At 56.5% G+C, this 25,975-nt stretch carries 24 protein-coding genes and 1 riboswitch; of the genes, 13 read left to right on the forward strand and 11 right to left on the reverse strand.

Annotation, left to right across the window (positions count from 1 at the left end; genetic code table 11):
• Positions 1–3: 3 nt before the first annotated feature.
• Positions 4–393, reverse strand: a complete 390-nt coding sequence (locus H8709_RS08180) for a spore cortex-lytic protein (RefSeq protein ID WP_262397889.1) — start codon at positions 391–393, stop codon at positions 4–6.
• A 201-nt stretch (positions 394–594) separates the two neighbouring features.
• Between H8709_RS08180 and H8709_RS08185 the strand changes: the two genes are divergently transcribed.
• From H8709_RS08185 to H8709_RS08205, 5 genes are all read left to right on the forward strand, one after another.
• On the forward strand, positions 595–1,785 hold the full coding sequence (locus H8709_RS08185) for a GGDEF domain-containing protein (protein WP_262397890.1): 1,191 nt from the start codon (positions 595–597) through the stop codon (positions 1,783–1,785).
• A 252-nt stretch (positions 1,786–2,037) separates the two neighbouring features.
• Entirely contained in the window at positions 2,038–3,357 is a 1,320-nt protein-coding gene (locus tag H8709_RS08190; RefSeq protein ID WP_262397891.1) for a phenylacetate--CoA ligase family protein, read from the forward strand.
• Complete coding sequence (locus tag H8709_RS08195; RefSeq protein ID WP_262397892.1) at positions 3,358–3,795, forward strand: ACT domain-containing protein; 438 nt, start codon at positions 3,358–3,360, stop codon at positions 3,793–3,795.
• Positions 3,770–4,048 (forward strand): hypothetical protein, encoded by a 279-nt coding sequence (locus H8709_RS08200; RefSeq protein ID WP_262397893.1) that lies wholly within the window; start codon positions 3,770–3,772, stop codon positions 4,046–4,048. Before H8709_RS08195 ends, H8709_RS08200 begins: the two co-directional genes overlap by 26 nt.
• A gap of 4 nt (positions 4,049–4,052) precedes the next feature.
• Positions 4,053–4,814: an SDR family NAD(P)-dependent oxidoreductase gene (locus tag H8709_RS08205; protein ID WP_262397894.1), complete on the forward strand. Its 762-nt coding sequence runs from the start codon at positions 4,053–4,055 to the stop codon at positions 4,812–4,814.
• A 358-nt stretch (positions 4,815–5,172) separates the two neighbouring features.
• Here the strand turns inward: H8709_RS08205 and H8709_RS08210 are convergent, their stop codons facing one another.
• Positions 5,173–7,794, reverse strand: coding sequence for a calcium-translocating P-type ATPase, PMCA-type (locus H8709_RS08210; protein ID WP_392391672.1), 2,622 nt, complete (start codon positions 7,792–7,794; stop codon positions 5,173–5,175).
• A 246-nt stretch (positions 7,795–8,040) separates the two neighbouring features.
• On the opposite strand from H8709_RS08210, the gene H8709_RS08215 reads away from it, so the two are divergent.
• From H8709_RS08215 to H8709_RS08230, 4 genes are all read left to right on the forward strand, one after another.
• Positions 8,041–8,346 (forward strand): DUF3795 domain-containing protein, encoded by a 306-nt coding sequence (locus tag H8709_RS08215; protein ID WP_262397896.1) that lies wholly within the window; start codon positions 8,041–8,043, stop codon positions 8,344–8,346.
• A gap of 121 nt (positions 8,347–8,467) precedes the next feature.
• Positions 8,468–10,390: an NAD(+) synthase gene (locus tag H8709_RS08220; RefSeq protein ID WP_262397897.1), complete on the forward strand. Its 1,923-nt coding sequence runs from the start codon at positions 8,468–8,470 to the stop codon at positions 10,388–10,390.
• Positions 10,391–10,393: 3 nt separating this feature from the next.
• Positions 10,394–10,900 (forward strand): GNAT family N-acetyltransferase, encoded by a 507-nt coding sequence (locus tag H8709_RS08225; protein ID WP_262397898.1) that lies wholly within the window; start codon positions 10,394–10,396, stop codon positions 10,898–10,900.
• Positions 10,887–11,138 (forward strand): kinase to dihydroxyacetone kinase, encoded by a 252-nt coding sequence (locus tag H8709_RS08230; RefSeq protein WP_262397899.1) that lies wholly within the window; start codon positions 10,887–10,889, stop codon positions 11,136–11,138. The genes H8709_RS08225 and H8709_RS08230 overlap by 14 nt, the downstream gene beginning before the upstream one ends.
• A gap of 251 nt (positions 11,139–11,389) precedes the next feature.
• On the opposite strand, the gene H8709_RS08235 is transcribed toward H8709_RS08230, so the two are convergent.
• The 7 genes from H8709_RS08235 to H8709_RS08265 form a co-directional block, all read right to left on the reverse strand.
• The gene (locus tag H8709_RS08235; protein ID WP_262397900.1) at positions 11,390–11,995 is read right to left on the reverse strand and encodes a thiamine phosphate synthase; all 606 of its coding nucleotides are present in this window, start codon (positions 11,993–11,995) and stop codon (positions 11,390–11,392) included.
• A 9-nt stretch (positions 11,996–12,004) separates the two neighbouring features.
• Positions 12,005–13,144, reverse strand: a complete 1,140-nt coding sequence (gene thiH, locus H8709_RS08240) for a 2-iminoacetate synthase ThiH (protein WP_262397901.1) — start codon at positions 13,142–13,144, stop codon at positions 12,005–12,007.
• Between the two features lie 12 nt (positions 13,145–13,156).
• Positions 13,157–13,924 carry a thiazole synthase gene (locus H8709_RS08245; RefSeq protein ID WP_262397902.1) on the reverse strand — a complete coding sequence of 256 codons (768 nt, stop codon included), beginning with the start codon at positions 13,922–13,924 and terminating at the stop codon, positions 13,157–13,159.
• Between the two features lie 311 nt (positions 13,925–14,235).
• The gene (thiF, locus tag H8709_RS08250) at positions 14,236–15,042 is read right to left on the reverse strand and encodes a sulfur carrier protein ThiS adenylyltransferase ThiF (protein WP_262397903.1); all 807 of its coding nucleotides are present in this window, start codon (positions 15,040–15,042) and stop codon (positions 14,236–14,238) included.
• A 14-nt stretch (positions 15,043–15,056) separates the two neighbouring features.
• On the reverse strand, positions 15,057–15,251 hold the full coding sequence (thiS, locus tag H8709_RS08255) for a sulfur carrier protein ThiS (protein WP_262397904.1): 195 nt from the start codon (positions 15,249–15,251) through the stop codon (positions 15,057–15,059).
• A 133-nt stretch (positions 15,252–15,384) separates the two neighbouring features.
• A riboswitch (TPP riboswitch) is annotated at positions 15,385–15,492 on the reverse strand.
• A gap of 85 nt (positions 15,493–15,577) precedes the next feature.
• Positions 15,578–16,189, reverse strand: a complete 612-nt coding sequence (locus tag H8709_RS08260; RefSeq protein ID WP_262397905.1) for a pentapeptide repeat-containing protein — start codon at positions 16,187–16,189, stop codon at positions 15,578–15,580.
• On the reverse strand, positions 16,186–17,379 hold the full coding sequence (locus H8709_RS08265) for a cation diffusion facilitator family transporter (RefSeq protein ID WP_262397906.1): 1,194 nt from the start codon (positions 17,377–17,379) through the stop codon (positions 16,186–16,188). The genes H8709_RS08260 and H8709_RS08265 overlap by 4 nt, the downstream gene beginning before the upstream one ends.
• A gap of 490 nt (positions 17,380–17,869) precedes the next feature.
• Here H8709_RS08265 and H8709_RS08270 point away from each other — a divergent pair, with 490 nt between their 5' ends.
• From H8709_RS08270 to H8709_RS08285, 4 genes are all read left to right on the forward strand, one after another.
• On the forward strand, positions 17,870–19,015 hold the full coding sequence (locus tag H8709_RS08270) for an LPXTG cell wall anchor domain-containing protein (protein ID WP_262397907.1): 1,146 nt from the start codon (positions 17,870–17,872) through the stop codon (positions 19,013–19,015).
• 239 nt (positions 19,016–19,254) lie between these two features.
• A complete protein-coding gene (locus H8709_RS08275) occupies positions 19,255–20,295 on the forward strand; it encodes a hypothetical protein (RefSeq protein ID WP_262397908.1) in 1,041 nt (346 codons plus the stop codon).
• A gap of 383 nt (positions 20,296–20,678) precedes the next feature.
• A complete protein-coding gene (locus H8709_RS08280; protein WP_262397909.1) occupies positions 20,679–21,743 on the forward strand; it encodes a hypothetical protein in 1,065 nt (354 codons plus the stop codon).
• A gap of 197 nt (positions 21,744–21,940) precedes the next feature.
• On the forward strand, positions 21,941–23,035 hold the full coding sequence (locus H8709_RS08285; protein ID WP_262397910.1) for a hypothetical protein: 1,095 nt from the start codon (positions 21,941–21,943) through the stop codon (positions 23,033–23,035).
• Positions 23,036–23,199: 164 nt separating this feature from the next.
• Here H8709_RS08285 and srtB read toward each other — a convergent pair whose 3' ends face one another.
• Both srtB and pyk read right to left on the reverse strand, forming a co-directional pair.
• A complete protein-coding gene (srtB, locus tag H8709_RS08290) occupies positions 23,200–24,060 on the reverse strand; it encodes a class B sortase (protein ID WP_262397911.1) in 861 nt (286 codons plus the stop codon).
• 19 nt (positions 24,061–24,079) lie between these two features.
• A complete protein-coding gene (gene pyk, locus H8709_RS08295) occupies positions 24,080–25,837 on the reverse strand; it encodes a pyruvate kinase (RefSeq protein WP_262397912.1) in 1,758 nt (585 codons plus the stop codon).
• Positions 25,838–25,975 lie beyond the last annotated feature (138 nt).

Consider the following 25,975-nt stretch of genomic DNA (forward strand, 5'->3'; position numbering starts at 1 on the left):
TCCTTACAAGTTTTGCGGCGGGACATCAAAGGATTCGGTCTGGTCCCAGACCTCGGGGAATTCGTTTAATGGGATGAGTTGTAATTCCTGTTCAGATACCGTATTGGGAAAGACCTGCACATCGCGCACGATAATCCGTTCATATAACGGATGTTCCGCCGTTATGTTCACCGACGCAAAGGGCTGTTCTTCCGATGGGGCCTGACTTGCGGCCAGGTCAGGGGTGGGGACCATCAACATATCGGTTTTGCCGCTTTCGTCGGTCAGCCAGACGGCAAGGAGCTCCACCAGGCCTTCCGGCGATATTTGGGTCACTGTTACAGTGGCATCTTCGACGGGAATCATGGCGTCGGAAGTAAAGACGCGGGCAAATAAATATCCTTGTGAAGGCATTCGCTTCTCTCCTTTCACAGCTATTAGTACCTATCATATTGGGTTGCGGCATGGTTTAGAATGACCGGCGGGAGGAGAAAGCGAAATTTGCTTGTCCAAAACGCCGCGCCAAAGAAATCCGTCGACATCTCAGAGAGATCTATGCTATACTGAGGATAAAGCGATTACATCCCACCACTCAATTCGATAGGAGAAAAAAGCATGAGAAAATTCAGAGAACTGATGCAGGACGTGGCTCTTTCTCCGGAAGATGAGGAGCGCTACCACGTCATGCAGGTAGGAACCCAGCTGCGCTATACCTGGACAGCCATGCTGGTGACAATCCTTTTCCAGCTTTATAATATTTGCTATACGCTGATCTATACCCATGGAACGCTTTCCACTACGTCCAGCAAAGTTTATCTTTGCCTCTATATAATTATGCTGTCGGTCACCGGCGCCTTGGTGCTCTATCGCTTCGCGGCGCTACGGCACTCTTACCCGCCCGAGCGGACCCTCCGCCTCCAAACGGCTTATGCCGCCTTTTCCATGCTCTGGGCCCTGGCCATCACCCTGTACGATCAGCGGGTTTCTGACAACGTGACCACCTATTTAAGCTTGGCCATCTTTCTTTCCCTACTCATCTATTTCAAACCCCTCCAAGCGCTGCTCACTTTCGGCGTTCCCCAGCTCATTCTGGTCATCCTTTGGTGGCGCCAGTACCTTTTCGACGGCAGCGTCTACGGCCAGCTGATCAGCACCACCGCCGTGGCGGCCATGTCCTTTTTTATCGCCTGTTACCGGTATTATGCCGGCCGCTATACCTTCGCTGAGCATCAGACAATTCTCCGCCAGAACCAGCAGATTCAGGACAAAAATAAACTCTTGGAACTGTTGGTCCACCGGGACGATCTGACGGGGATTTACAACCGTCGTTTCCTCAAAGCCTACCTGCCTGTCCTATGCGCCCAGGCGCAGAGCCTACGCCAGCCGCTGACGGTGTTTATGGTGGACATCGACGACTTTAAAACCTATAACGACAGCTTCGGACATCAGCGGGGGGATACCTGTCTCAGACTGGTGGCACAGGCCATGAATGTGCAGATGTCCCAGGGCTATTTTCTGCGCTACGGCGGGGAGGAGTTTTGTGGCATTGTCATGGGGCTGAGCCCTTCCGAGGCCTTAGAGGAGGGGCGGAGCCTTTGCGAAGCGGTGGAGGCGCTCAAGTTGGATACCGCCGAGCCCCACCGGTATGTGACGGTCAGCATTGGGGTCTTTACAGCGGTGCCGGAGCGCCCCGACCAATGGAAAGAGATGATCAACAAGGCCGACAAGGCCCTCTACCAGGCCAAAAAGTTAGGGAAAAACCAGGCGGTTTTTGACGGCGCACAAAATGAGTGTCCCTGTTTTTAATACGGAAACAGGGGAGAAGGGACCTCCGGATTATATCCGGAGGTCCCTTGGACGAAAGACAAAAAAAACTGGAAATAGGCGCACAAACGCAACAATGCATTGTCCTGGCCGGGAGAAAATGGTATAATACACTCAAAACACCCGGCCGAGAATCCGGGTGAGGGATGGAAAAGAAAAGTCCGGAGCCAATGGGCAGCGTATCGGTTGCTTGCGTCTGGATGAGGAAGTCACCCAAAGAAAGGAACGTTTACCATGCAGAATTATTACCAGCCTGAGATCGAGTGTGCCTCTCAGGAACAAATCAGGGCCTGGCAGGATGAACGCCTGGTCAAAACCGTGCGGCGCGTCTATCAGAATGTGCCCTATTACCGCAACCTGATGGAAAAAAAGGGTGTGACCCCCGACGACATCCAGTCGGTGGACGATCTGCACAAGCTGCCCTTTTTGACCAAAGACGATTTGCGGGACGCCTATCCCTACGGACTGATGGCGGCCCCCCTCCACGACTGCGTGCGCATCCAGTCTACCAGCGGCACCACCGGGCGCCGGGTGGTGGCCTTTTACACCCAAAACGATATCGACCTGTGGGATGAGTGCTGCGCCCGTGCCATTGTGGCGGCCGGCGGCACCAAGGACGACGTGGTCCACGTCTGCTACGGCTACGGATTATTCACCGGCGGACCCGGCCTCAACGGCGGCTCCCATAAGGTGGGCTCCCTGACCCTGCCCATGTCCTCCGGCAACACCGAGCGTCAGATTCAGTTTATGTGCGATTTGGGTTCCACCATCCTCTGCTGCACCCCCTCCTACGCCGCCTATCTGGGCGAGAGCATCCAGGAGCGGGGGCTCAAGGACCAGATCAAGCTGAAAGCCGGTATCTTCGGCGCCGAGGCGTGGAGCGAGGAAATGCGCCGCGACATCGAAGAAAAGCTGGGCATCAAGGCTTATGACATCTACGGCCTCACCGAGATTTCCGGACCCGGCGTCTCCTTCGAGTGCAGCGAACAGACCGGCATGCACATCAACGAGGACCACTTTATTGCCGAGATCATCGACCCCATCACCGGCGAGGTCCTGCCCGAGGGAGAGAAGGGGGAGCTTGTCTTCACCAGCATCACCAAGGAGGCCTTCCCGCTGTTGCGCTACCGCACCCGGGATATCTGTGTCCTGACCCGGGAGAAATGCTCCTGCGGCAGAACCTTCGTCAAGATGAGCAAGCCCATGGGCCGCAGCGACGACATGCTCATTGTCAAGGGCGTCAACGTCTTCCCGTCCCAGATCGAGACGGTGCTCCTCAACAAGGGCTATCCGGCCAACTACCAGATCATCGTCAGCCGCGAGAACAACAGCGACCGTCTGGAAGTCCAGGTGGAGATGACCCCGGAGATGTTCTCCGACGCGCTGAGCGAAGTGTCCGCCCGGGAGAAAGAGCTCATCGAAGCCCTCAAAGCGATGCTCGGCATCTATGCCGTCGTCAAGCTGGTGGCGCCCAAGTCCATTGCCCGCAGCGAGGGCAAGGCCGTGCGCATCATCGACAAGCGGAAACTGTATGAATCGAAAGGGGCGAAATAAATGACTGTCAAACAGATCTCTGTCTTTTTAGAGAACAAACCCGGTCAGCTCGCGGAGTTTACCAAGCTGCTGGAGAAAAACGACATTGATATGCGCGCCATGTCCTTAGCCGACGCGGAGGACTTCGGTATTTTGAGAATTATTGTGGACGATTCCTATAAAACCGCCTGTGTCCTCAAAGAGGCGGGCTATGTCTGTTCCATCACGCCGGTGCTGGCGGTGGAAATTCCCGACAAACCCGGAAGTCTCGTCAAGGTGCTGGATATCCTGGGGGATAACGACGTCAATTTGGAATATACCTATGCCTTTATCACCCGGAGAAAGGATCTGGCCTATATGATTTTACGGGTGGCCGACACCGAGAAGGCTGCCGACGTCCTGAGCAAAAACGGGGTGCGGATTTACTGCCAGCATGAGCTGTCCGACCTGTTTGCTTAAAGCAATGAAGAAAGAGAGCGCGATGGCGCAAGGCGGCATGGAGTATTCCATGCCGCCTTTTTCTCTTGGGGTATCCGCCCTTCATGGGAGAAAGCAGCCGCAACAGCGGCTGCTTTTGATTGCGCCGGTTAAGTACGAAAACTTTGTTAAATTTTTCGCAATATCCATTGACTCCCAGGAGGAAAAGGGGTATAGTACAGATGGAAAGAATGTTAACAACTTAACAATATCATTTCATCCGACTTGGAGGTAACGTTATGAAACGCATGGAAGGCAAAACAGTCCTGATTACAGGTGGCGCGCGGGGCATCGGCTACGGCATCGCCAGAGCTTTTGCGGAAGAGGGCGCCAACATCGTGATCACGGGCCGCACGGCCAGCACCTTGGTGGAGGCACAGGAAAACTTGGAGGCTGATTACGGCATCGAGGCTTTGTTTGTCGTGGCCGACGGCGGCGACGAGAAGGCGGTCAAGAACGTGGTCGATCAGGCCGTCAACCGCTTTGGCAAAATCCACTGCCTGATCAATAACGCCCAGGTGTCCAAATCCGGCACCATGCTGGTGGACCACACCAAAGAGGACTTTGACTTAGCAATCTATTCCGGTCTGTATGCGACTTTCTTTTATATGCGGGAGGCCTTCCCCTACCTCAAAGAGACCAAAGGCAGCGTCATCAACTTTGCGTCGGGCGCCGGGCTCTTCGGCAAGCTGGGACAATCCTCCTATGCGGCAGCCAAGGAGGGCATCCGCGGCATGTCCCGTGTGGCGGCGGCGGAATGGGGCCCCTTCGGCATCAACGTCAACGTGGTCTGCCCGCTGGCTATGACCCCGGGTCTGGAAAAATGGAAGGACGAATATCCCAAGCTCTACCAGCAGACCATCCAGGGCATCCCCCTTGGACGTTTTGCTGATCCGGAAAAGGACATCGGTAAAGTGTGCGTCTTCTTGGCTTCCGACGACGCCAGTTATGTCACCGGTGAAACCATCACCCTCCAGGGTGGCAGCGGCCTGCGCCCGTAAGGGAAAGTAAATAAAAAGCGGTCTCCTGAGGGAGACCGCTTTTTTGCTGCTGTGGTGCGGGCCGCTATACGGAACTAGCCGGTGCTGTGAACGCACCGAAAAAGCCGCTGCGGAGAAGCAGGCGGGGAGCACAGGACATTTTTGCGGGAGGGTTTGATTCACTCCAGGCAAGCTCTGTGGTTTTGGAAGCATCCGATGGGCCGGCCTATGGGGACCCCAGCGCGATGGGATAGTCCGAGCCGGCACGCCCAGGGCCTGCGGGCAGGGCACGGCGGGGGAGGCCGCCGTGGGGGCCGCCAGCCGAAGTCCGCAGCCCACCGCAAGAAGAAAGCCGCCTCAATAGGCGGCTTTCTTTCTCTTATTTGTGGTGTTTGATGAGGCCTAGGGCCTTGCTCAGTTCCAGGACCACCAGGGGGACGAGGGCCAAGCCCAGCGCTTCCAGATAGAGGGGTGCGGAAAGCTGGATGAGTCCGAAGACGGTGGCCACCGGCGGGATAAAGACGACCAAGGCCATGAGAACGACGGAGATGGCCGCGGCGCCGTTTAAATACTTGTTTGAAAAGAAGCCGGTTTTAAACAGGGAGTGGTGGGAGCGCATATTGAAGGAATGGACCACCTGGGAGAGGGCCAGCACGATGAAAGCCATGGTGCGCCCGCCCTCGATGACGCCGGTGGCACTCTTGCCGATCCAGAAGGCGATGAGGGAGAGAAGTCCGAAGAGCGCGCCCTGCAAGACGATGCGCACCCCCAGGCCGTGGGCGAAGATCCCCTCGCTTTTGGGCTTGGGGCGATGGTCCATCACATCCGATTCCACCGCCTCCATCCCCAACGCGATGGCGGGGAGGCTGTCGGTGATCAGGTTAATCCAGAGTAGCTGCATGGAGAGTAGCGGCGATTGCCGCCAGATGAGCATGGCAATAAAGACGGTGAGCACCTCGCCGATGTTGGTGCCGAGCAGGAAGGCGACCACTTTTTTGATGTTCTCGTAGATGCCGCGGCCCTCTTTGACCGCGTCGACGATGGTGGCGAAGTTGTCGTCGGTCAGCGTCATGTCGGCGGCTCCCTTGGCCACATCCGTGCCGGTGATGCCCATGGCGCAGCCGATGTCGGCGGCCTTGAGGGCGGGGGCGTCGTTGACGCCGTCGCCGGTCATGGAAACCACCTCGCCCTGGCTCTGCCAGGCCTTGACGATGCGGATTTTATCCTCGGGGGAGACCCTGGCGTAGACCGAGATGGTCCGCACCCGGCTTTGCAGCTCCTCCTCGCTCATAGCGGAGAGCTCCGCGCCGGTGATGGCGTCGTCCCCGTCGAGCTGGATGCCCAAATCCTTGGCGATGGCGGAGGCGGTGACCACGTGGTCGCCGGTGATCATCACCGGCTGGATGCCCGCCTTCCGGCAGATTTTGACCGCCTCTCTGGCTTCGGGGCGGGGCGGGTCGATCATGCCCACTAAGCCCAGAAAATGGAGGCCGTTTTCCAGCTCCTCGCTGGTGGGGACTTGGGGCGCCGTGTCGATCACCTTGACCGCCACGGCGAGCACCCGCAGCGCCTGGCTGGAAAGGGTGTCCACCACTTCCCGCGCCTTTTCCAGGTCCCCGGAAACGCACCGTGTGGCCAGCATGTCAAAGGCGCCTTTGACGATGACCACGTTGTCCCCGTCGATGCGGTTGACGGTGGTCATCAGCTTGCGGTCCGAGTCAAAGGGAAGCTCGCTCAGACGGGGGAAGTCGGCGTTTAGTTTTTCCTTGGGCATGCCGTTTTTGTAGGCCGCCAGCACGATGGAAGTCTCGGTGGGGTCGCCGATGTGCTTCTCCCTACCGTCCTCAAAAACCACCGAGCCGTCGCAGCACAGCGCCGCGTCCCGCAGCAGGGTGCGGATGACGGGGGAGTTTTGCTCCGAAATGTCCTCCATAACGCCCGAATCTCCGTCGAAGGCTTTGACGAGCGTCATCCGGTTTTGGGTCAGGGTGCCGGTCTTGTCCGAGCAGATGACCGAGGCGCTGCCCAGGGTCTCCACCGCGGGGAGGCGGCGGATGATGGCGTTTTTCTTGACCATCCGCTGGACGCCGATGGAGAGGACGATGGTGACGATGGCGGGCAATCCCTCGGGGATGGCGGAAACAGCCAGGGAGACCGAGGTCATGAAGATTTCCAAGAGGGGGATGCCGTCGATCATCCCCACCGCAAAGATGACGGCGCAGACGATGAGAGCCAGGATGCCCAGATATTTGCCCAATTTCGCCAGCTTTTGCTGGAGGGGGGTCTGGGTGTCCTGCTCGTTGTCGAGAAGCCCCGCGATCTTGCCCATTTCGGTGTCCATGCCGGTGGCGGTGACCACCGCCCGGCCCCGGCCGTAGGTGACCGAGCAGCCCGAATACAGCATATTGTGCCGGTCGCCCAAAGGCGCGCCGTCCTCCACCGGCTCCGCCGCGTCCTTCTCCGAGGGCACCGATTCGCCGGTGAGGGCCGATTCCTCCGACTTGAGGCTGGCCGATTCGAGGAGTCTCGCGTCGGCCGGGATAAAGTCCCCCGCCTCCACCAGGATGATGTCGCCGGGGACCACCTGGACGGCGTCGATGATCTGCTCAGCCCCGTCCCGGACCACCCGGGCGTGGGGGGCGGAGAGGCCCTGGAGGGCATCCAGGGCTTTCTCCGCCTTGCTCTCCTGAGCGACGCCCAGAATGGCGTTGAGGACGACAATCACCAGGATGAGAGCGGGCTCGAAAAACTCCTTGGCGTCGTGGCCGCCCAGGGCCACCACAAAGGAGACGACGGCCGCCGCGATCAGGATCAGAATCATGACGTCCTTAAACTGATCGAGGAAGCGCTGGAATAAGGTCTTCTTTTTCTTTGCCTTGAGTTCATTGGGCCCCTGCCGTTCCAGTCGGGCCCGGGCCTCCCCGGAAGGGAGTCCCGCCGACGCGCTGACCGAGTACTTTGCCAGAACTTCTTCGATGCCTGCGCTATAAAGTGACAACACAGTTACCTCCTAGGTTTTTGCGCAGATTCCGGTGAATCCTGCGCTTTATCTTTAGTATGACATATTATACCATTTCTATGAACACAGAGATAGCGGAATTTTGAACGACTTGTGAATGGGCGGTAAAGAGAAAGGCGGAGCCAGGGTAGGCGGCGCGGAATTTTCATGGTATAATATTCCTTATACAGGCCCATCCTTCCAACAGGGTGGGAAACATGGGTTGGGACGACAGGGGAGGCTGAGTGGATGGAAAAGATCGTTAGTGTGTGCGGCTGCATCTGCAGCGACTGTGTGGATTTTGGGAAGGAATGCCCGGGGTGCGAAAAGCTCAAGGGCAGGGTCTCCTGGGCGCCCTATCTGGGGCTGGAAGTCTGCCCGCTTTATGACTGTTGTGTCAACCGGCGGGGGCTTACAAGCTGCGGGGATTGCCCCAAACTTCCCTGTTCCCTTTTCTACGACACCCGGGACCCCAGCACCACCAAGGAGCAGCACGAGGCGGACATCCGGGAGCGGGTGGATGTTCTGCGGAATCAGTGCGGCAGCCTCACTTAGGAAAAAAGGCAAAATGCGTGCGCTGTCTCAGAAAAAGGACAGGCGTGGCGACGGCAAAGAATGCGTGAACGCACATCCCCCAAAGTGGGGAAGTAAACCGATAGAAATCGAGGATGACACAATGAAAGATGGAATAATTAAAGTCGCGGTGGGGACGCCCGAAGTCCGGGTGGCCGACTGCGTATATAATGGGGAGCAGGCGGCACAGCTCGCGCAAGAAGCCGACGCCTTAGGGGCGCAGCTGCTGGTGCTGCCGGAATTGCAGCTGACCGGCTACACCTGCGGGGATTTGTTTTTGCAGCCGACGCTGCTAAACGGCGCCCTCGACGCTTTGGCAAAGCTATTGGAGCGCACAAAGGACACCGACATGGTGGTGGTGGCGGGACTGCCGGTGAACCATCGCGGCAAGCTCTATAACTGCGCCGCCGTCTGCCAGAAGGGGGAGGTCTTGGGCCTTGTTCCCAAGACCAATCTTCCTAACTACGGCGAATTTTATGAGCGGCGGCAATTTACCCCCGCCTTTGACGGCATCGCCGAAATTTCCCTTTGGGGACGTACGGTGCCTTTTGGTAAGAAGCTCCTCTTCTCCTGCGAGGAGCTGCCCGAATTTGTGCTGGGCGTGGAAATCTGCGAGGATTTGTGGGCCATGAGCCCCCCCTCCATCTCCCTGGCGGCGGCGGGAGCCACCGTTATCGCCAACCTTTCGGCCAGCAACGAGACGGTGGGCAAGGACGAGTACCGCCGCAGACTCGTCACCGGACAGTCGGCGAGGCTTGTTTGCGGCTACCTCTACGCCGACGCTGGGGAGGGGGAGTCCACCACCGACATGGTCTTCGCCGGACACGATCTCATCGCGGAAAACGGCGTGTTGCTCGGCGAGAGCGGGAAGTTCACCACCGGCCTCACGGTCAGTGAAATCGACACCCACCGTCTGAGCTTTGAACGGCGGCGTCTGACCTCCTTCCCCCATGTGGAGGGAGAGGGCTTTTTGGTCATTCCCTTCTCCCAGCGGATGCGGGAGACAACCCTCACCCGGCCGGTGAGCAGCAGCCCCTTTATCCCGTCGGATCCTCGCGCCCTCGCGCGCAACTGCGAGGATATTTTGACCATCCAGGCGGCGGGGCTGGCCAAGCGCCTGACCCACTCGCATGCCAAGACGGCGGTGGTGGGCGTATCGGGGGGACTCGACTCGGCCCTGGCGCTTCTTGCAACCGTGCGGGCCATGGAGCGTGCCGGCAGGCCCCGGACCGATATTGTGGCGGTCATCATGCCCTGTTTTGGCACAACACAGCGTACCAAGAGCAACGCGGAAATCCTCTGTGAGCGCCTGGGGGTCCAGGTGCGGGTGGTGGACATCGCCCGGGCCGTGGAGGTTCACTTCTCCGATATCGGCAAAGACCCGGAGAACCAGGACGTCACCTATGAAAACGCCCAGGCCAGGGAGCGGACCCAGGTGCTTATGGATATCTCCAACCTGACCGGGGGCCTGGTGGTGGGTACAGGGGATCTCTCCGAGCTTGCCTTGGGCTGGGCCACCTATAACGGCGACCACATGTCCATGTACGGCGTTAACGCTTCCATCCCCAAAACCCTGGTGCGGCATCTGGTGGCCCACGAGGCGGGGAAGACCGGGGACGCGCAGCTAAAGAAGGTGCTCCTCGACATCCTGGACACCCCGGTGAGCCCCGAACTTCTCCCGGCCAAGGAGGGGGAAATCCAACAGAAGACCGAGGACATCGTCGGGCCCTATGAGCTCCACGACTTCTTCCTCTACCACGGCATCCGTTGGGGTTGTCCGCCGAAAAAGGTGCTGCGTCTGGCACAGTACGCCTTCGGGGAGGAGTACGACCGGGCCACCATCCTCCACTGGCTCAAAAACTTCTACCGCCGCTTCTTTGCCCAGCAGTTCAAACGCTCCTGTCTCCCCGACGGGCCCAAAGTGGGCTCGGTGTCCCTCTCCCCCCGGGGCGACTGGCGGATGCCCAGCGACGCCTCGGCGGCGCTCTGGCTTTCCCAGCTCCAATCCCTGGAAGAGGAGGGATGAGATGTGCTGATCAGAGAGATCGAGGCGCGGGACAATGCCCAGATCGAAAAGATCATCCGGGCGTGCCTGTTGGAATATGACGGCGCGCGCCCCGGCACCGCCTGGTACGACCCCAACCTGGGCCGCTTCTCCGAGCTCTACGGGGAGGAAGGGGCCCGGTACTGGGTGGCCGAAGAGGACGGCAGGGTCGTGGGCGGCTGCGGCGTCGGGCCCCTGCCCGGCAATCCCGGGGTCTGCGAGCTGCAAAAGATGTACTGTCTGCCTAAGGCCAGAGGCACCGGCATCGCGGCGGAGCTTCTCAAGCGGTGCCTTCGTTACGCCGAGGGGCGTTATACGTCCTGTTACCTGGAAACCTTCGGCAATATGATACCGGCCCAGCGGTTTTATGAGAAAAACGGCTTTGAGAAGCTCTCGGCCCCGCTGCCCGGCACCGGACACTTCGGCTGTGACGTGTGGTATCTCAAAAAGCTAAAGAAAACAGAGGAGGAAAACGCGGATGCTGGAATATAAATACGACACGCAGCTCCTCATCGAAGGGAAAAACCTGGACGAGGACGCCATCAACGACTATTTTACCGCGCATTTCAAAGGGGACTGTCTGCTGGCCGTGGGGGATGAGGACCTCATCAAAATCCACTTTCACACCAACGAGCCCTGGGAGGTCCTTCAGTACTGCGCCGGCCTGGGAGAAATCTTTGACATCGTCATCGAGGACATGGACCGGCAGGCCAGAGGCTTGCAGGGCTAAACTCATTTATATAAGAAAGATAGAAGCGCCCGACGGCTCTCGATGAGCCGCCGGGCGCTTTCTTATGGAGAATGAGGGCCTGCGGGGCCCCTTCGGTGTTGGGCGTGAAATCGAGCGCCCCGGTTAAGGCTTCCCGGCATCCGCCGAGCGGGCCTTCGATATACGCCAGCCGCCCACCCGCTATGCGCTCACCGGGGGAATCGGGAGGCGCCAGCCGCAGAAATTGGAAAGCGCGGGCGGAGAAAAAGAAATCAGCCCAGGGACGCGGCGGTTTCTATATCTATATAAGAAGAGAGCCGCTCATAGGGGTCGGGGCACTCCATGAGTTCCGACATGATGCAAAAGCCCGCCGCTCCCTGGGCGAGGACGTCTGGCACCCGTCCAGCCTGGACGCCGCCGATGGCGTAGACCGGAACCTTGGCCGCCCGGCAGACTTCCCCTAGGAAGCGAAGCCCCCGGGCGGGGAGGCCGGGCTTGCAGGCGGTGGAGAAGATGTGCCCGGCGATGAGGTAGGACGCCCCCAGCGCCTGGGCCCGACGGACATCCTCCACGCTGTGGACCGAAGTGCCCGCCCGTAGGCCGCAAAGCGCTGCTGCTTGCGCTTCCAGAGCGGGGAGGGGAAGATGCACCTGGGAAAGCCCCAGCTCCCGCGCGATCTGCGGATGGCCGTGGAGGATGAGGGGGACTTCCTGTCGGACGCAGATTTCCTGACACGACCGGGCCAGGGCGGCGTAATCGGATTCGGGCAGGTCCTTTTCTCTCAGGAGGACGGCCCCCGGCTTCGCCCGGCAGAGGGAATCGAGGCGGGCGAGGAAGTCCCCGGCGCAGAGCTTGCGATTGGTGACGACGATGACCATGGCCGCCTCCTACATCCGAATGTAGTCCCGGTAGACCGGTTGGAGGCCTCTGGCATAGAGCATCCGCTCCACCTCGTGCACCCCCCGCGGGTCGGAGATTTCAAACTGCTCGTCCCCCTTGGCGTCCTCGTCGTGGCCGCCCACCCCCACCTTGCTTCCGGCGGAAATCTTGGTGGCGCACATGCCGACGACGTGGTCCCGGAAGCCAGCCCGCTCCCGGGTGGAGATGCTGATGCCAGCAAAGGGCATGAGAAGACGGTAGCTGAGCATTACCTGGAGAAGCTGGGTTTCGTGGACGTCGTTGGGGTTATTTTCTGCATTGTTGATGTAGGGGCGCAGCCGGGGCACCGAGAAGGATACCTCCGCGTGGGGATACCGGCGCTGGAGCGCCTGGGCGTGGAGCCCGGCGGCAAAGGCGTCCCGGCGAAAGTCCCCGAGGCCCAAAAGCGCCCCCACGCCCACCCCCCGCATACCGCCTAGCAGTGCCCGTTCCTGGGCGTTAAAGCGGTAGGCGAAGTCCGCCTTGGGTCCCGAGAGGTGGACCTCCTTGTAACGCGCCCGGTCATAGGTCTCCTGATAGACGCTGACAAAGTCGGCGCCGTACCGCTGGATCTGGGCGTATTCCTCCGTTTCCATGGGATAGACCTCGATGCCGATGGTGGTGAAGTAGTGTTTGGCAATCTCACAGGCCCGGCCGATGTACTCCACATCCGAGTGGTAGCGTGATTCCCCGGTGAGGATGAGGATTTCCCGCAGGCCGCTCTCGGCGATGCTGTGCAGCTCTCGGTCAATCTCCTCATAGGTGAGCTTGGCACGATGAATTTTATTCGTGCAGTTGAAGCCGCAGTAGGTACAGTGATTGACGCAGTAGTTGGCGATATAAAGCGGCGTATAGAGGCTGGCCGTGTTGCCGAAGTGGCAGGCCGTCTCCCGGCGGGCCTTTTGCGCCATCTCCTCCAGATGCCTTTCGGCGGCGGGGGAGAGAAGGGCCGCATAGTCCTCCGGGGAAAGGGCCTCCTTTTCCAGCGCCCGCAGGACATCGGCGTCGGTAAAGGACGAAAAGTCGTAGTCGTCATAGTGGGAGAGGACCTCGTCCATCAGCGGCCGGGTATTGTCCACCCGCAGTTTTGTCACATCCATGGTTTGCATGTTCATCGCCCCCTAATCCTGCAAAAAGCCAGTGAGGGGGGAAGAGGCCTCCCCGGCAAATTCCAGCACCCGGCCGGGGCCCGCCAGATAGGCCTCCCGCCCGGACTCCACTGCCAGCTTGAACGCGTGGGCCATGGCGACCACATCCCGGGCGGTGGCCACGGCGGTGTTGGCCAGCACCGCGTCGGCGCCCAACTCCATGGCCTCGCAGGCGTGGGAGGGCTTGCCGATGCCCGCGTCCACCACGATGGGCAGGTCAATTTCGTCGATAAGCATCTTGATAAAGTCTCGGGTCAAAAGCCCCTTGTTGGAGCCGATGGGAGCGGCCAGGGGCATGACGGCGGCGGCCCCGGCGTTCACCAAGTCCCGGGCCGCGATCAGGTCGGGGCTGATGTAGGGCAGCACCACAAAGCCCTCCTTGGCAAGAGTTTCGGTGGCCTTGGCGGTCTCGTAATTGTCCGGCATTAAGTATTTGCTGTCGTGAATAACTTCGATTTTGATAAAGTCACCGCACCCGAGTTCCCGGGCCAGCCGAGCGATGCGCACCGCCTCCTCGGCGGTGCGTGCGCCGGAGGTGTTGGGCAGCAGGGTCACGGTCTTGGGGATGTAGTCGAGGATATTGCCCTCCCCGCCCAGGTTTGCCCGGCGCAGGGCCAGGGTGACCATTTCAGTACCGCTTTTCTCAATAGCGGCGGCGGTTTTATCTAACGAGAATTTTCCGGTGCCCAGAAAAAAGCGGGAGGAAAATTCTTTGGGTCCGATTTTTAAAACGTCTTTCATGAGATCCTCCTTATGATGGAAAGCGACCAAAAGGGGCGCTTTGTGTGGTAAGTAACGGGCGAATGCTTTGTGGGGCCTTGTCGCGCTGGTATAGCGGAGAGGAGCCCGGGGCGTCCCGCCGACTTCATCGCGGGCGCTGTCGGGCCGGTTGATAGTCTGCGGTGGTTTCATTTGCTCCCGGCGGTGAGACGCAGACGCCGCAAGGAATGCCATCGGGTCTGGTGGGTTTTACCTACGCAGGGCCCCAGGCGGGGAGAATACGCGGGGCATTTTAAGGATGGGTGAGGCGTCGGACAGAAGATAGGCGGCCATCAGGGCTCGTCGAGGCCCAACAGCAGGCGCAATACCATGTTGGCCTGGTGCCCGGCACAGACTGAGACCCGGGGCGCCATCAAGCCCTGGCCCTCCTTGGCTTCGCTGGCGCCGTCGCCGCATAAGTAGAGCCTCGAAAACTGTCGCCGGGTGATGATCCCGTTAGCGCTTTCGTACCCCGCCATGCCGGAGGCCGCCACCACTTGGACGCCGGGTAAGTCCTGTAAGAGGACACTCACCAGTTCCGCCTTGCTCTGGGGCTGGTCGAAGGCCTCGCAGACCACCTTGCACCCGGCGAAGAGAGACGCGGCGTTTTCGACGGTGACCCGGACGTTGTGGGTTTCCACCTCGATAAAGGGGTTGATTTCATGTAGTTGGGAGGCGAGGGCGTCGGTTTTGGGCATCCCCAGATGGCTGATAAAATAGTGCTGGCGGTTGAGATTGCTGGGCTCCACCACGTCAAAGTCGGCGAGTATGAGGTGTCCGACGCCGGTGCGGGCCAGCATGACGGCGATGTGGGAACCGAGGCCCCCCAGCCCCGCCACCCCCACCCGGGCCTTTTTGACCCGCTCGTGGACAAAGGGGGTGTGGCGGGCGGCCATCATGCTTTCCAGCTCCTGCCGGGAGGGCATCTCCCCTTTGCGGATGAAAACCACCTGATCGCCCTCCCGAAGCGGCCGGTCCGCGCTTGTCTGAAAGCCGCCGGCGATGATCACGTCGGCGGCGGGCCGGCAGCGCTCCCGCAGAGAAAAGAGGGTGAGGCCCTCCGGTACGGTGAGGGGAGCGCCGTTGAGAGAAATATTCATTGCTTGCTCCCCTCTCAGCCGCCGCCCACAAAGCTGACGATTTCCACTTCGTCCTCATCCATCAGGGTGGTGGCGGCAAACTGGGCCTTGGGGACAATTTGGCCGTTTCGCTCCACGGCGACAAGTTCCGGGCGATAGCCCCGCTCCCGCAGAAAATCGAGCAGGGGGGTGGGGGTTGAGAGGGTAACGGCATTTCCATTGATTTTCATTTGACTTTCATCTCCTTTTCCTCAAAAACAGGCGTCTTGGAGTACAGCCACAGAGGAGGAGTCGGGAGAAGCGAAAAATAAAAAAGACCAAACACACCGGATGGGTGCGTTTGGTCTTTGCTTTTTCTCAATATATCAAATACGCGAAACTCCCTACGCCGGTCTTAACCGTACAGGTTCAATGAGTAAGAGGACAACACCTCACTCTCAGCCAATTTCATTGGCTCCCCAGTTCTTCTGCAGCTATTCAGTTTTCCAAGGGCCACTGTCTTTTAGTATAGCGCGCATTTTTTTGCTGTCAACATTTTTTTGCGGAAATGGACGCCCTATCCCAACCGGCAGCCCAGGCATCCGGCGATCACAATGGCCTGGGGCACGTCGATGCGGGTGTTCTTCATCAGAACCTGGCGCATATCCACCCCGTCGATGCACGCCCCCTGGATATCTGCGTTTTTGAGGTTGGCCCCGGAGAGGATGGCGCGGGTCAGGTCGCAATTTTGGAGGCTGGATTTTTCTAAGTTGCAGTTTTGCAGATTGGCGCCGCTGAAATTGATGCCGTCGAGGACCATGGATTTAAGATTCTGTCCCGATAGGAAACAGCCCGCAAAGTTGCCGCCCCGGAGGGTGAGCCCCGTCAGGGAGGCCCCGGAGAAGGAGGAGCCGATGCATTTGCACTGCTCCAGCTCCGCGCCGAAGAGGCTGCACTCGGAGAAGGTACACCCGGCAAAGGTGGTGTGGACGTGCCGGGACTCCCCCATCTGGGCAAAGGAGAAGTCGCAGGCGGTGAAGGTGCACCCTTGGGTAAGAAGCCCCACCATGTTGGCCCCTTTGAAATTGCAGCGGGTAAAGGTCAGGCGGTGGAGTTCTTCATCGGAGAAATCGATGTCCCGCAGGTCCTCCTGTTCAAAAACGGTCTGTTCATCCCATAACGTTTTCATGCGTTTTGCTCCTTTGTGGTGGTGGACATGTAATCCCGGTCCACGGTAATCACCGTGAAATAGTGGGGGTCGATGCGCTTGATGTCCTGGGAGATGAGGTGGCACAGCTCCTTATCGGGTAGGGGGAAATCCACCGGCACCGATACGTCGAAAATGAGATTGGTGTGGGTTGTTCCCACCACCACCCGGAAATCGTGCATGGAAATGCCGTCGGAGATATTTGCCACGATGGTCTGGACTTGGTCCCGGAGGTGGTTAATCTGCTCGTCGTCGGTGACCACCGGGTCCAGATGGATGACCAGGTGAATATGGAAATTGTGGTTAAAGTCGTGCTCGATATTGTCGATGACGTCGTGGCTGATGAGGATGTCCTGGCTGGCGGGGACTTCCACGTGAACGGAGGCGAAACAGCGGTCGGGGCCGTAGTTGTGGATGACTAGGTCATGCATACCGATGACGCCGTCATAGGCGAGAATGGTGTGATGGATGGTTTCCACCAGTGCGTCGTCGGGAGCGAGCCCCAAGAGGGGGTTGGCGGTGTCGATGACCAGCCGGATGCCGGAGACGATGATAAAGGCGGCCACGAGAACACCAAGATAGCCGTCCAACTGCCAGCCGGTGAAGTGGGCGATGAGGGCGCCGACGAGGACGGCGGCGGTGGCATAGACGTCGTTTAAGCTGTCGGCGGCGGTGGCCTGGAGGGCTTCGGACTTGATACGCCATCCCACCCGCCGGTTAAAGAGCCCCTGCCAGAGCTTGACGGCAATGGAGACAAGGAGGACCGCCACGGTCAGGAGGCTGAAGGTCTCCGCCTCGGGGTGCAGGACTTTCGTAAAGGAGGTGGAGAGGAGCTGCAGCCCTAAAAAGATAATGACGAAGGAGACGATCATGCCGGTGATGTACTCCATCCGGGCGTGGCCGTAGGGGTGCTTTTTGTCCGCGGGTTTGCCCGAGAGCTTAAAGCCCACCAGGGTGATCACCGAGCTGCCGGCGTCGGAGAGGTTATTGACGGCGTCGGCCACTACGGCGATGCTGGAAAAAAGGAGCCCCACCACGATCTTCATGGCAAAGAGCAGCAGGTTCGAGACAATGCCCACCGCTCCGGCCAGTTTGCCATAGCTCTCCCGCACCGTGGGATTGGCGGTATCAGCGCTATTTTTTATAAATTTTTCGATGATAAAATCCGTCATGACTGATTCTCCTCTATTATAAAGAAGGCACTTCCTATATAAAGACCGCTACTTGATAGAATACCCCGTCCGCCCCTTGGATAGCGGGGGAGGGGTGTAAAGGAATAGTCCTTATTTTACCATGTTCCCACATCAGCAACAAGCATACGCGGCAAGAAATTAACTTGACAGAGAAAAATTCGGCGTTTTTATAACAAATCCCCCTTTTCTACTGGGAAAAGCAGCACGACTTGCCATAGCATGGAAATAAAATGGAACTGAAGTCCAAAAAAATTCCTAAATTTCTCTTTTTATCTACATCATTTCGGAAATACTGCCAGATCTTAAAAGTTTCTTTGTGTTATCCGCCAAAAAATGAGGATATTCGCATAAAAGTAACAAATAAATGACAAACAGAAGAACGAAATATTGCAAGATAATAGCCGGTCATTTATAATAACGTCATCGGGCAAAACGATGGCTCGAAAATAAAAATTCAGGAGGAAAAAGAATGAAAAGAGCTTTATCTCTTGTGCTGGCCGTTGTGCTGTGCTTCAGCCTGGCAGCAACTTCTTTTGCCATCGACATCAAAGAGGGAATCGACTTTAAATACCTGACCAACGAGAACGGCGACAACTACGCTACCGAGAAAGACACCCCTCCCGACCCTGTCTTCGTCAATGGCGACGATTTCTATGTGGTTCCTAAATCTGCCGGGGATGTCAACGTTTTCTCTTTCCCCGCAAAAGCTGAGGACAAGACCGGCGCTTGGACCGAGACCAAAATCACCAACGTCGACATTGTCAGCGGTTCCACCACCATCAAAGCTGCTTTCTACTATGATAACAGCGGCACCAACCCCAAAAACAACTGGCTCATCCAGATTCGCCCTGAGGACCTGGCCGCTGTCAAAGGCTATGTTGTCAAGGTAAAAGTTTCTGCTGAGAGCACTTCCTTCACTCCCGCTGCCGATGAGAACAGCGAGGATGTGACCAAGACCACCAAGTATGAGGATACCTTCTCCTTTACCGTCCAGGATAAGGACATGATCGAGAAGACCGACATTGATTATGCCAGACTCAACAACAACAATGTTGTTGACACTGACAACAGATATGTCGTCTCCTACAAAGCCTTCCAGGCCATCAAGTCCGGTGAGAAGTTCACCTTCCCGTATGACGGCTACAAAGTCACTGTCGGCTCCGGCATCAAAGAGACCCTGAACTTCCGTGCCCAGCAGCAGTCCATCGACAAAGTTGCCGAGAAATACGGCGCGGACAGCATCCTGTCCCTGCTGGCTTTCGCTGACTCCAACAAACAGCCCGCCACCCTGAAGATCGATGTCGAGGCCACCGAGTTCAGCTCCACCCACAAAACCAACAAAGCCTATGTCTACAGAATCGAAGGCGACAAGCTGGTCCTCGTGACTGAGAATGCCACCTACGACTCTGCGAGAGAGTATATCTCCTTCGAGACTGACCGCCTGGGCGCATTCGTTATCTCTGCCAAAGAGATCAAAGGCGCTTCCAACGGTTCCGGCTCTGGTTCCACCACCGACAAAACGAACCCCAGCACTGGCGCTAACGACGTTGTCGGCCTGGCCATCGCAGGTGCGGTCGTCGCAGCAGCCGCTGGCTTCGTTGCTCTGAAAAAATAATCTGACGAAAGAACTTCGTTAAGATCACAAAAAAGAGAGATGCGTAAGCATCTCTCTTTTTTTGCGGTTTTTTGTACATCTTGCTGAAATAAGGAGGAGAAATGTTAGTTATTACAGAAAAGTTACAAAAGAATAGAGAAATATCAAAAAAACTATTGCAAATTTAGGAGGAGATGGCTATAATAGGTTACAGACAAGGAAATCCTTGTTAGAAGAAAAATTTTTAGGAGGAAACACCAATGAAAAAAGTACTTGCACTGGTACTGGCAGTTGTCATGTGCATTGGCATGGCTTCTGTAGCATTCGGTATCACCACTACCGAGAAAGTTAACCACTTTACCGTTATGGACGCAAACGGTGAGATCAGCGCTGTAGACGCAGAGGGTACTGTCCAGTATGTCGCTGGCGACACTTTCTATGTCATTCCTTATGCCACTGCAGACGGCGATTCCAACTTTGAAATCACCAAAGCAGAAGTTAAACAGGGTTCCACCACTGTTTACACCCCGGCTTTCTTCTTTGATGATGAAGGCAATCAGGCAAACAATGTCTGGATGGTTCAGATGAAGACCAAAGACATCGCTGCTGTCAAAGAGTATGACACTGTTCTGCATGTTGAAGGCAAACTGGAAGATGGCACTGTCATCAAAGGCGACCTGACTCTGGTTGTCAAAGACACTGATATGATCACCGAGAACGACATCAACAGAGCTCGCATCGACGACGCTGATGTTGCTACCAACGGTAGATATGTTGTCTCCGCTGACGCTTTCAAAGCGATCAAATCCGGCGAGACCTTCAAATTCCCGTATGCTGGTTACACCCTGACCGTCGGCGCTGGCATCAAAAATGCTCTGAACTTCCGCGCTTCCGTTGAGAAGATCGACGCGATCGTTGAGAAATACGGCGAAGACAAAGTCCTGGGCGTCATCGATTTCAAAGACAAGAACGATCTGCCTGTCGAAATCGGCGTTGACATGGAGTGCACCGAGTATTCCAACACCCATAAGACCAACGTTGCTTATGTTTACAGAGTCGAAGGCGACAAACTGGTTCTGGTCACCGACAAAGCGACCTATGATGCAGCCAGAGAGACCGTTTCCTTCAAGACCAACAAACTTGGCACCCTGGTTATCTCCGCTGAGCCTCTGACCGATGCGAAAGCTGAGACTACTTCCAACAAAGCAAACCCGGGCACCGGCGCTAACGATGTTGTCGGCCTGGCAGTAGCAGGCGCAGTCGTTGCAATGGCAGCTGGCTTCGTTGCTCTGAAAAAATAATCTGTCGAAATAACATTTCGATGTGATAAGAAAAAGAGAGATGCAAACGCATCTCTCTTTTTTGTTGTTTTATAAGCGATTACCAATGATGTATTCAAAAGCCCTTCAACCAAAGTAGCTGCGTCGCTTTCCTTGGTTTCATACTGGTAATATGCTCCCAAAGTACGAATAATATTTGATCAATCAGAATTAGAGAATTTGTGATGTTTCTTTCTTTTTAGACATTGTGAACAAATTATGACCACTCTTTTTAAATCATTGTTTACAAAAAGGTAACAAACTGTATCAAGTCTAGTTAAACCTTTGGAAAATGAATGGTTATAATAAGAGATGGAAAGGGAAACCCCTTCCAAAAATATTGAGAAAATCAGGAGGAAATACCAATGAAAAAAGTATTAGCTCTGGTACTGGCGGTCGTCATGTGCATTGGCATGGCTTCTGTCGCATTCGGTATCAATGTTACCTCTCCCATTCATCACTTTACCATTCTGGGATCAGATGGTCAGCCAATCGATGTAGCTGCAGATGGTAATTACGCTTATGTAGCGGGTGACGCATTCTATGTTATCCCTTATGCTAGTGATGCGGCGGACTCTAATTTTGAAATTACAAAAGCAGAAGTCAAACAGGGGTCTACTACCGTTTATTCTCCAGCCTTTTTCTTCGATGATGAAGGCAATCAGCCAACCAATGTCTGGATGATTCAAATGAAGACCAAAGATATTGCCGCCGTTAAAGACTACGATATGATACTTCACATTGAAGGCAAAGATGCTGATGGTAATGTCTATAAGGGCGATTTAAAGCTGGTTGTCAAAGATACCGGCATGATCGATGAAAACGACATCAACAAAGCCCGTATCGACGATGCAGATGTAGCTACCAACGGCAGATACGTTGTCTCCGCCGACGCTTTTAAAGCCATCAAATCCGGCGAAAGCTTCAAATTCCCGTATGACGGCTACACCCTGACCGTCGGTTCTGGCATCAAAAATTCCCTCAATTTCCGCGCTTCTCTCGAGAAGATCGACAAACTGGTTGAGAAATACGGTGCCGACAAGATCCTCGGCTTCCTGGATTTCAAAGACAAAAACGATCTGCCTGTCGAGATCGGTGTTGAGATGGAATGCACCGAGTTTTCCAACACCCATAAGACCAACAAAGCTTATGTATACAGACTTGAGGGCGACAAACTGGTCCTGGTCACCGATAAAGCGACCTATGACGCAGCCAGAGAGATGGTTTCCTTCAAAACCAACAAACTGGGCAGCCTGGTTATCTCTGCCGAGCCTCTGAGCAACGCTACCAATGCTTCCACCACTTCGACTGTGAAAAAACCCACCACTACCAAAAATAACCCGGGCACCGGCGCTAACGACGTTGTCGGCCTGGCAGTTGCTGGCGCTATCGTTGCAGCAGCAGCTGGCGCAGTAGCCCTGAAAAAATAAGAAATCGCAATGAACCATAAAAAAGGCAGCCGCATTTAGCGGCTGCCTTTTTTAGATTTATGGTGGACAAGGAAGAATGCTGCAGGATGCTCCATTTTTACCGAGCTTCTTTTAAAAAATTCAGAATTACGTCATTGTATTGGGCACACGCGATGTTATAATGGGAATGGAAAGATCAGGAGAAAGGATGGTGCATCATGGTAAAAAAGACGGTGGCACTCCTTATGGCGGCGATACTGCTCATGCTTTGTGTCCTGCCAGCCAGTGCAATTTCGGTGGAGCAGGACATGTATCTGCTCTATAAAAGTGATGAAAAGATGGACGAAAACGGCAATCGTTTTGTGGATTTGATCTTTTGCTATGTGGATGAAACAGGCAACAGCGTAAAGCTGACCACCTTTAACCGCAAAGAGCCCGCCAACAGCAGTAAACCCGGGGACATTGTCAGTGCCGACGTCATCTTTGGCCGCAGCGCCTGTGAGGCCAAAGCCTTCTTTGACGGCGACCGAGGTTACTGGGTGGTCCGGCTGACGACCACCAATCCCACTGCCCTTGAAAGCATTCCCAAATTTGAAATTCAAGTCAGCGCCTCCCGGATTGTAGAGACGGAGAAGGGGGTCAAGAGGCTCAAATATAAGTTTGACGATATCAAGATGACGGAGCTCAACAAAGCAAGCGGCATCACCAATGGACAGGTTTTGTACGCGCTTCAAAATAACGAAGGCGTATTGGAGGACCCGGAGTGCTCCAACGTGACAAAAGAGGGAATGAAGGCCGCCCTGGGTAAGGACATCACGTTTGATTTTGAGGGTTACGAAGTGGGGTTCCAAAATAGCCAGATACAGGACGCTATCAACCTTTTCGCTGTCAAAAAGATGATCACACCGGTGAGCAAGCACTATAACACCGACGGGATTCTCGCCACCATCATGTTCTGGGATACCCAGGAGCTCGCTTCGCCTGCCACCATCACGGTGGAGATGGATGAGTTTTCCGACCACCGGGAGGCTTACGCCTATGTCTACCGGTATGAAAACGGCAGGATGGCGCTCTACACCGACAAGGCGGCGTATTCCGACGACATGGACGAAGTGAGCTTTACGACGGACAAACTGGGCTCCTTTATTGTGTCCTCCAAGCCGTTGGAGGAGCTGCCCGTCATCGATACCGGGGACCAGGAGGGCGACGATGAATACGCGACGCCTGAGGAAAAGCTGGTTTCCCGCGCACTGGAGGCCATGGATCGCGCGTTTTATATCTATAACGCCTATGAGCCCACAGCGGCTGTGTAAGATGCAAATGAAAAGCCCGCTCTTTCGAGCGGGCTTTTTTGCGTGGCGGCGCGGGCTTTGGATATCTGATTTTACCACACTCGAAAGGTAGAAACAGCCAGTCCCCTAAAAGGAGACTGGCTGTTGTAATCGCATACGGCAGTGTGGCCGGGATGCGAGCAATCCTAGAACTGGGGCGCCTTGGGATTGGGATTTTTTTCGATGGAGACGGTGGCAGGGGCGTCCTCGTCGTTTCGCAGCAGGCGGGCCTGCACCACGAAGCGCTGGTCCTCCCGCATGCCGTATTTATAGGTACAGGTGGAGAGGGTGATGATCTTGTCGGTGGCATTGACGTCTACGTCATAGTTATATTCGCTGCGTTCCCGGGCTTCGTTGAGAATGTCCATAAAGGTCAGATCCTCAGGATCGGTGCTGATGTAGGAAAAGTGGATGTCGGAATAGTAGACGGCAAAAATTTTGAAGGTCAGCTGGTCGTCTTCGGTGGTTAGATAGATATAGGGATGGTTTTCCGCAAAATCCTCGTTAAGGTATTTGAGCAGCTGGCCGAATTTTTTGCCGTGGACCTTGTTGTCATCCATGTTGTGTCCATAGATCACCGTATTGCGGGAAAAGAGGTTCCGCTCGCCAAAGGTGTTCTCATAGTCGGCGTAGTAGCAGCCGAAGAAATTGTACTGCTTGGTTTCATCCTTGCGCAGATAATAGTCGTTATCCGCCGCCTGGAGCACCGCGTCGTCAATGGTGGTGTCGGGGATGGACAGCCACGCCACGGTGTCGCTGTTGGAAGCCTTCATGTTCTCGAGCTTTTCCAGCGTGCCGGCGTCAGGGGGTACCACGTCCAGCTTGCCGTCGTCCTCGCTGGACACGGGCGTCTCGGTGGTGGTGGGCGGCGTCTGGGTGACAGGGGGAGTGGAGGAGGATTCCTCCTCCTTTTTTTGGCAGGATACGAAGGTGAAAAGGATGCAAAAGGCCAGCAACAGGGCCATGACCTTTCCGGCAAGTGGGAATTGGGAGCGGGTGCACCTCATGATTTTATCTCCTTTGGTTTTAGAGTACCTGCGCGCTGGCGGAATTGCAGACAATACCGCGGCGCGCATCCACCGTGACGGAGGTTCCGTTGGTGAGGATGGAAACGGCGTTTTTGGCGCCCACGATGACGGGGATGTCCAGCGCCAGCCCCACAATGGCGGCGTGAGAGTTGCTGCCGTCAATCTCGGTGACAATGCCAGCGGCCTTCTTCATCAGGCTCAAAATATTGTTGGAGGTGCTGGGGATGACTAAGATGTCGCCGTCCCGGAATTTTTTGAGCGCCTCCTCCTCATTCTCCACCACGCACAGGTTGGCGCAGACCGAAGCCGAGCCGATGCCCACACCGGTGACCAGGATGTCCCCCACCACATGCACTTTGAGCATGTTGGTGGTGCCGGAGATGCCCAGCGGCACGCCGGCGGTGATGACCACCAGATCGCCGTCCTTGACATAACCCACCTTTTTAGCCTGTTCCACCGAGTGGTCGAAGAGAACGTCGGTGTTCTTCTTCTCCTCGATGAGCAGGGGCAGGACGCCCCAGGACAGGGCCAGCTGCCGGTAGACATGGGGTTCCATGGTGCCGCCGATGATGGGAACCGACGGGCGGAATTTGGAGATCATCCGGGCGGTGGTGCCGGTCTTGGTTACAGTGATGATGGCGGAAGCGCCCAGGTCGTAGGCGGTGGTGCAGGTGGCGTGGGAGATGGCGTTGGTCACATCGGAAATGGGGTCCAAATCCCGGGTGTAGAACCGCTTTTTATAGTCGATATCCCGCTCGGCCCGCTCGGCAATCCGCGCCATGGTCCGCACCGCTTCCACCGGGTAGAGCCCGGCGGCGGTTTCGCCGGAGAGCATGATGGCGCTGGTGCCGTCGTAGATGGCGTTGGCCACGTCGGTGGCCTCGGCGCGAGTGGGACGGGGGTTCTTCATCATGCTGTCGAGCATCTGGGTGGCGGTGATGACCTGCCGCCCGGCGCTGTATCCCTTTTTGATCAGTTCCTTTTGGATGATGGGCACTTCCTCCAGGGGGATTTCCACGCCCATGTCGCCTCGGGCGATCATAATGCCGTCGGATACCCGGAGAATTTCGTCGATGTTGGCCACGCCCTCGCCGTTTTCAATCTTGGCGATGATGCGGATGGAGCTGCAATGACGCTCGTCCAAAATCCTGCGGATCTCAAGGATGTCGGCGGCGCTGCGGGTGAAGGATGCGGCGATAAAATCAAAGCCGTTGTCGATGCCGAAAAGAATGTCCTCCCGGTCCTTGGGACTGATGTAATCCATGGAGATGCTCACCCCGGGGACGTTGACGCCTTTGCGGTCGGAGATGGTGCCGCCGTTGATGACCTTGCAGATGATGTCGGTGGCGGTGATCTCCCGGACTTTCAGCTCGATGAGGCCGTCGTCAAGCAGGATGCGGCTGCCCACTTCCACGTCGCTGACAAGCCCCGCGAAGGTGATGGAGACGATGGAAGCGTCGCCTTCCACCTGGCGGGAAGTCAGGGTGAATTGGTCGCCTGGTTTGAGGGTGACACGGCCTTCCTTGAAGGTGCCGATGCGGATCTCCGGCCCTTTGGTGTCGAGGAGCGCGGCGATGGGGAGCTGGAGCTCTTCCCGCAGCTCTTCCAATATATCCAGGCGCTTGCGGTGCTCGTCGTAAGTGCCGTGGGAAAAATTAAAGCGGGCGACGTTCATCCCGGAAAGGATGAGCTGCCTCACCGTTTCTTTGTCGTCGGTTGCCGGGCCGAGTGTGCAGATAATTTTTGTTTTGCGCATACAAAGACCTCCCTTTTGGCGAGAGCCGCGAGGATGGGGTGAACATTCCATCAGAACCCCCGAGCCACACAACTCTCAGTTCTCACTATTTTAGCAGATTTACGGCGATTTTTCTATCCTTTTGCCGTGTATGTAATC

Origin of the sequence: Zongyangia hominis (assembly GCF_014385095.1) — a bacterium.
Taxonomy (GTDB): Bacteria; Bacillota; Clostridia; order Oscillospirales; family Ruminococcaceae; genus Zongyangia; species Zongyangia hominis.

What these genes read in the sequence shown, in the direction of transcription:
- H8709_RS08265 (WP_262397906.1), bottom strand. Translation starts at nt 17,379, where the DNA reads ATGACGGATTTTATCATCGAAAAATTTATAAAAAATAGCGCTGATACC.
- srtB (WP_262397911.1), bottom strand. Translation starts at nt 24,060, where the DNA reads ATGAGGTGCACCCGCTCCCAATTCCCACTTGCCGGAAAGGTCATGGCC.
- H8709_RS08270 (WP_262397907.1), top strand. Translation starts at nt 17,870, where the DNA reads ATGAAAAGAGCTTTATCTCTTGTGCTGGCCGTTGTGCTGTGCTTCAGC.
- H8709_RS08215 (WP_262397896.1), top strand. Translation starts at nt 8,041, where the DNA reads ATGGAAAAGATCGTTAGTGTGTGCGGCTGCATCTGCAGCGACTGTGTG.
- H8709_RS08220 (WP_262397897.1), top strand. Translation starts at nt 8,468, where the DNA reads ATGAAAGATGGAATAATTAAAGTCGCGGTGGGGACGCCCGAAGTCCGG.
- H8709_RS08260 (WP_262397905.1), bottom strand. Translation starts at nt 16,189, where the DNA reads ATGAAAACGTTATGGGATGAACAGACCGTTTTTGAACAGGAGGACCTG.
- H8709_RS08245 (WP_262397902.1), bottom strand. Translation starts at nt 13,924, where the DNA reads ATGAAAGACGTTTTAAAAATCGGACCCAAAGAATTTTCCTCCCGCTTT.
- H8709_RS08230 (WP_262397899.1), top strand. Translation starts at nt 10,887, where the DNA reads ATGCTGGAATATAAATACGACACGCAGCTCCTCATCGAAGGGAAAAAC.
- H8709_RS08180 (WP_262397889.1), bottom strand. Translation starts at nt 393, where the DNA reads ATGCCTTCACAAGGATATTTATTTGCCCGCGTCTTTACTTCCGACGCC.
- H8709_RS08190 (WP_262397891.1), top strand. Translation starts at nt 2,038, where the DNA reads ATGCAGAATTATTACCAGCCTGAGATCGAGTGTGCCTCTCAGGAACAA.
- H8709_RS08200 (WP_262397893.1), top strand. Translation starts at nt 3,770, where the DNA reads ATGAGCTGTCCGACCTGTTTGCTTAAAGCAATGAAGAAAGAGAGCGCG.
- thiH (WP_262397901.1), bottom strand. Translation starts at nt 13,144, where the DNA reads ATGCAAACCATGGATGTGACAAAACTGCGGGTGGACAATACCCGGCCG.
- thiF (WP_262397903.1), bottom strand. Translation starts at nt 15,042, where the DNA reads ATGAATATTTCTCTCAACGGCGCTCCCCTCACCGTACCGGAGGGCCTC.
- H8709_RS08275 (WP_262397908.1), top strand. Translation starts at nt 19,255, where the DNA reads ATGAAAAAAGTACTTGCACTGGTACTGGCAGTTGTCATGTGCATTGGC.
- H8709_RS08185 (WP_262397890.1), top strand. Translation starts at nt 595, where the DNA reads ATGAGAAAATTCAGAGAACTGATGCAGGACGTGGCTCTTTCTCCGGAA.
- thiS (WP_262397904.1), bottom strand. Translation starts at nt 15,251, where the DNA reads ATGAAAATCAATGGAAATGCCGTTACCCTCTCAACCCCCACCCCCCTG.
- pyk (WP_262397912.1), bottom strand. Translation starts at nt 25,837, where the DNA reads ATGCGCAAAACAAAAATTATCTGCACACTCGGCCCGGCAACCGACGAC.
- H8709_RS08205 (WP_262397894.1), top strand. Translation starts at nt 4,053, where the DNA reads ATGAAACGCATGGAAGGCAAAACAGTCCTGATTACAGGTGGCGCGCGG.
- H8709_RS08195 (WP_262397892.1), top strand. Translation starts at nt 3,358, where the DNA reads ATGACTGTCAAACAGATCTCTGTCTTTTTAGAGAACAAACCCGGTCAG.
- H8709_RS08280 (WP_262397909.1), top strand. Translation starts at nt 20,679, where the DNA reads ATGAAAAAAGTATTAGCTCTGGTACTGGCGGTCGTCATGTGCATTGGC.
- H8709_RS08285 (WP_262397910.1), top strand. Translation starts at nt 21,941, where the DNA reads ATGGTAAAAAAGACGGTGGCACTCCTTATGGCGGCGATACTGCTCATG.
- H8709_RS08235 (WP_262397900.1), bottom strand. Translation starts at nt 11,995, where the DNA reads ATGGTCATCGTCGTCACCAATCGCAAGCTCTGCGCCGGGGACTTCCTC.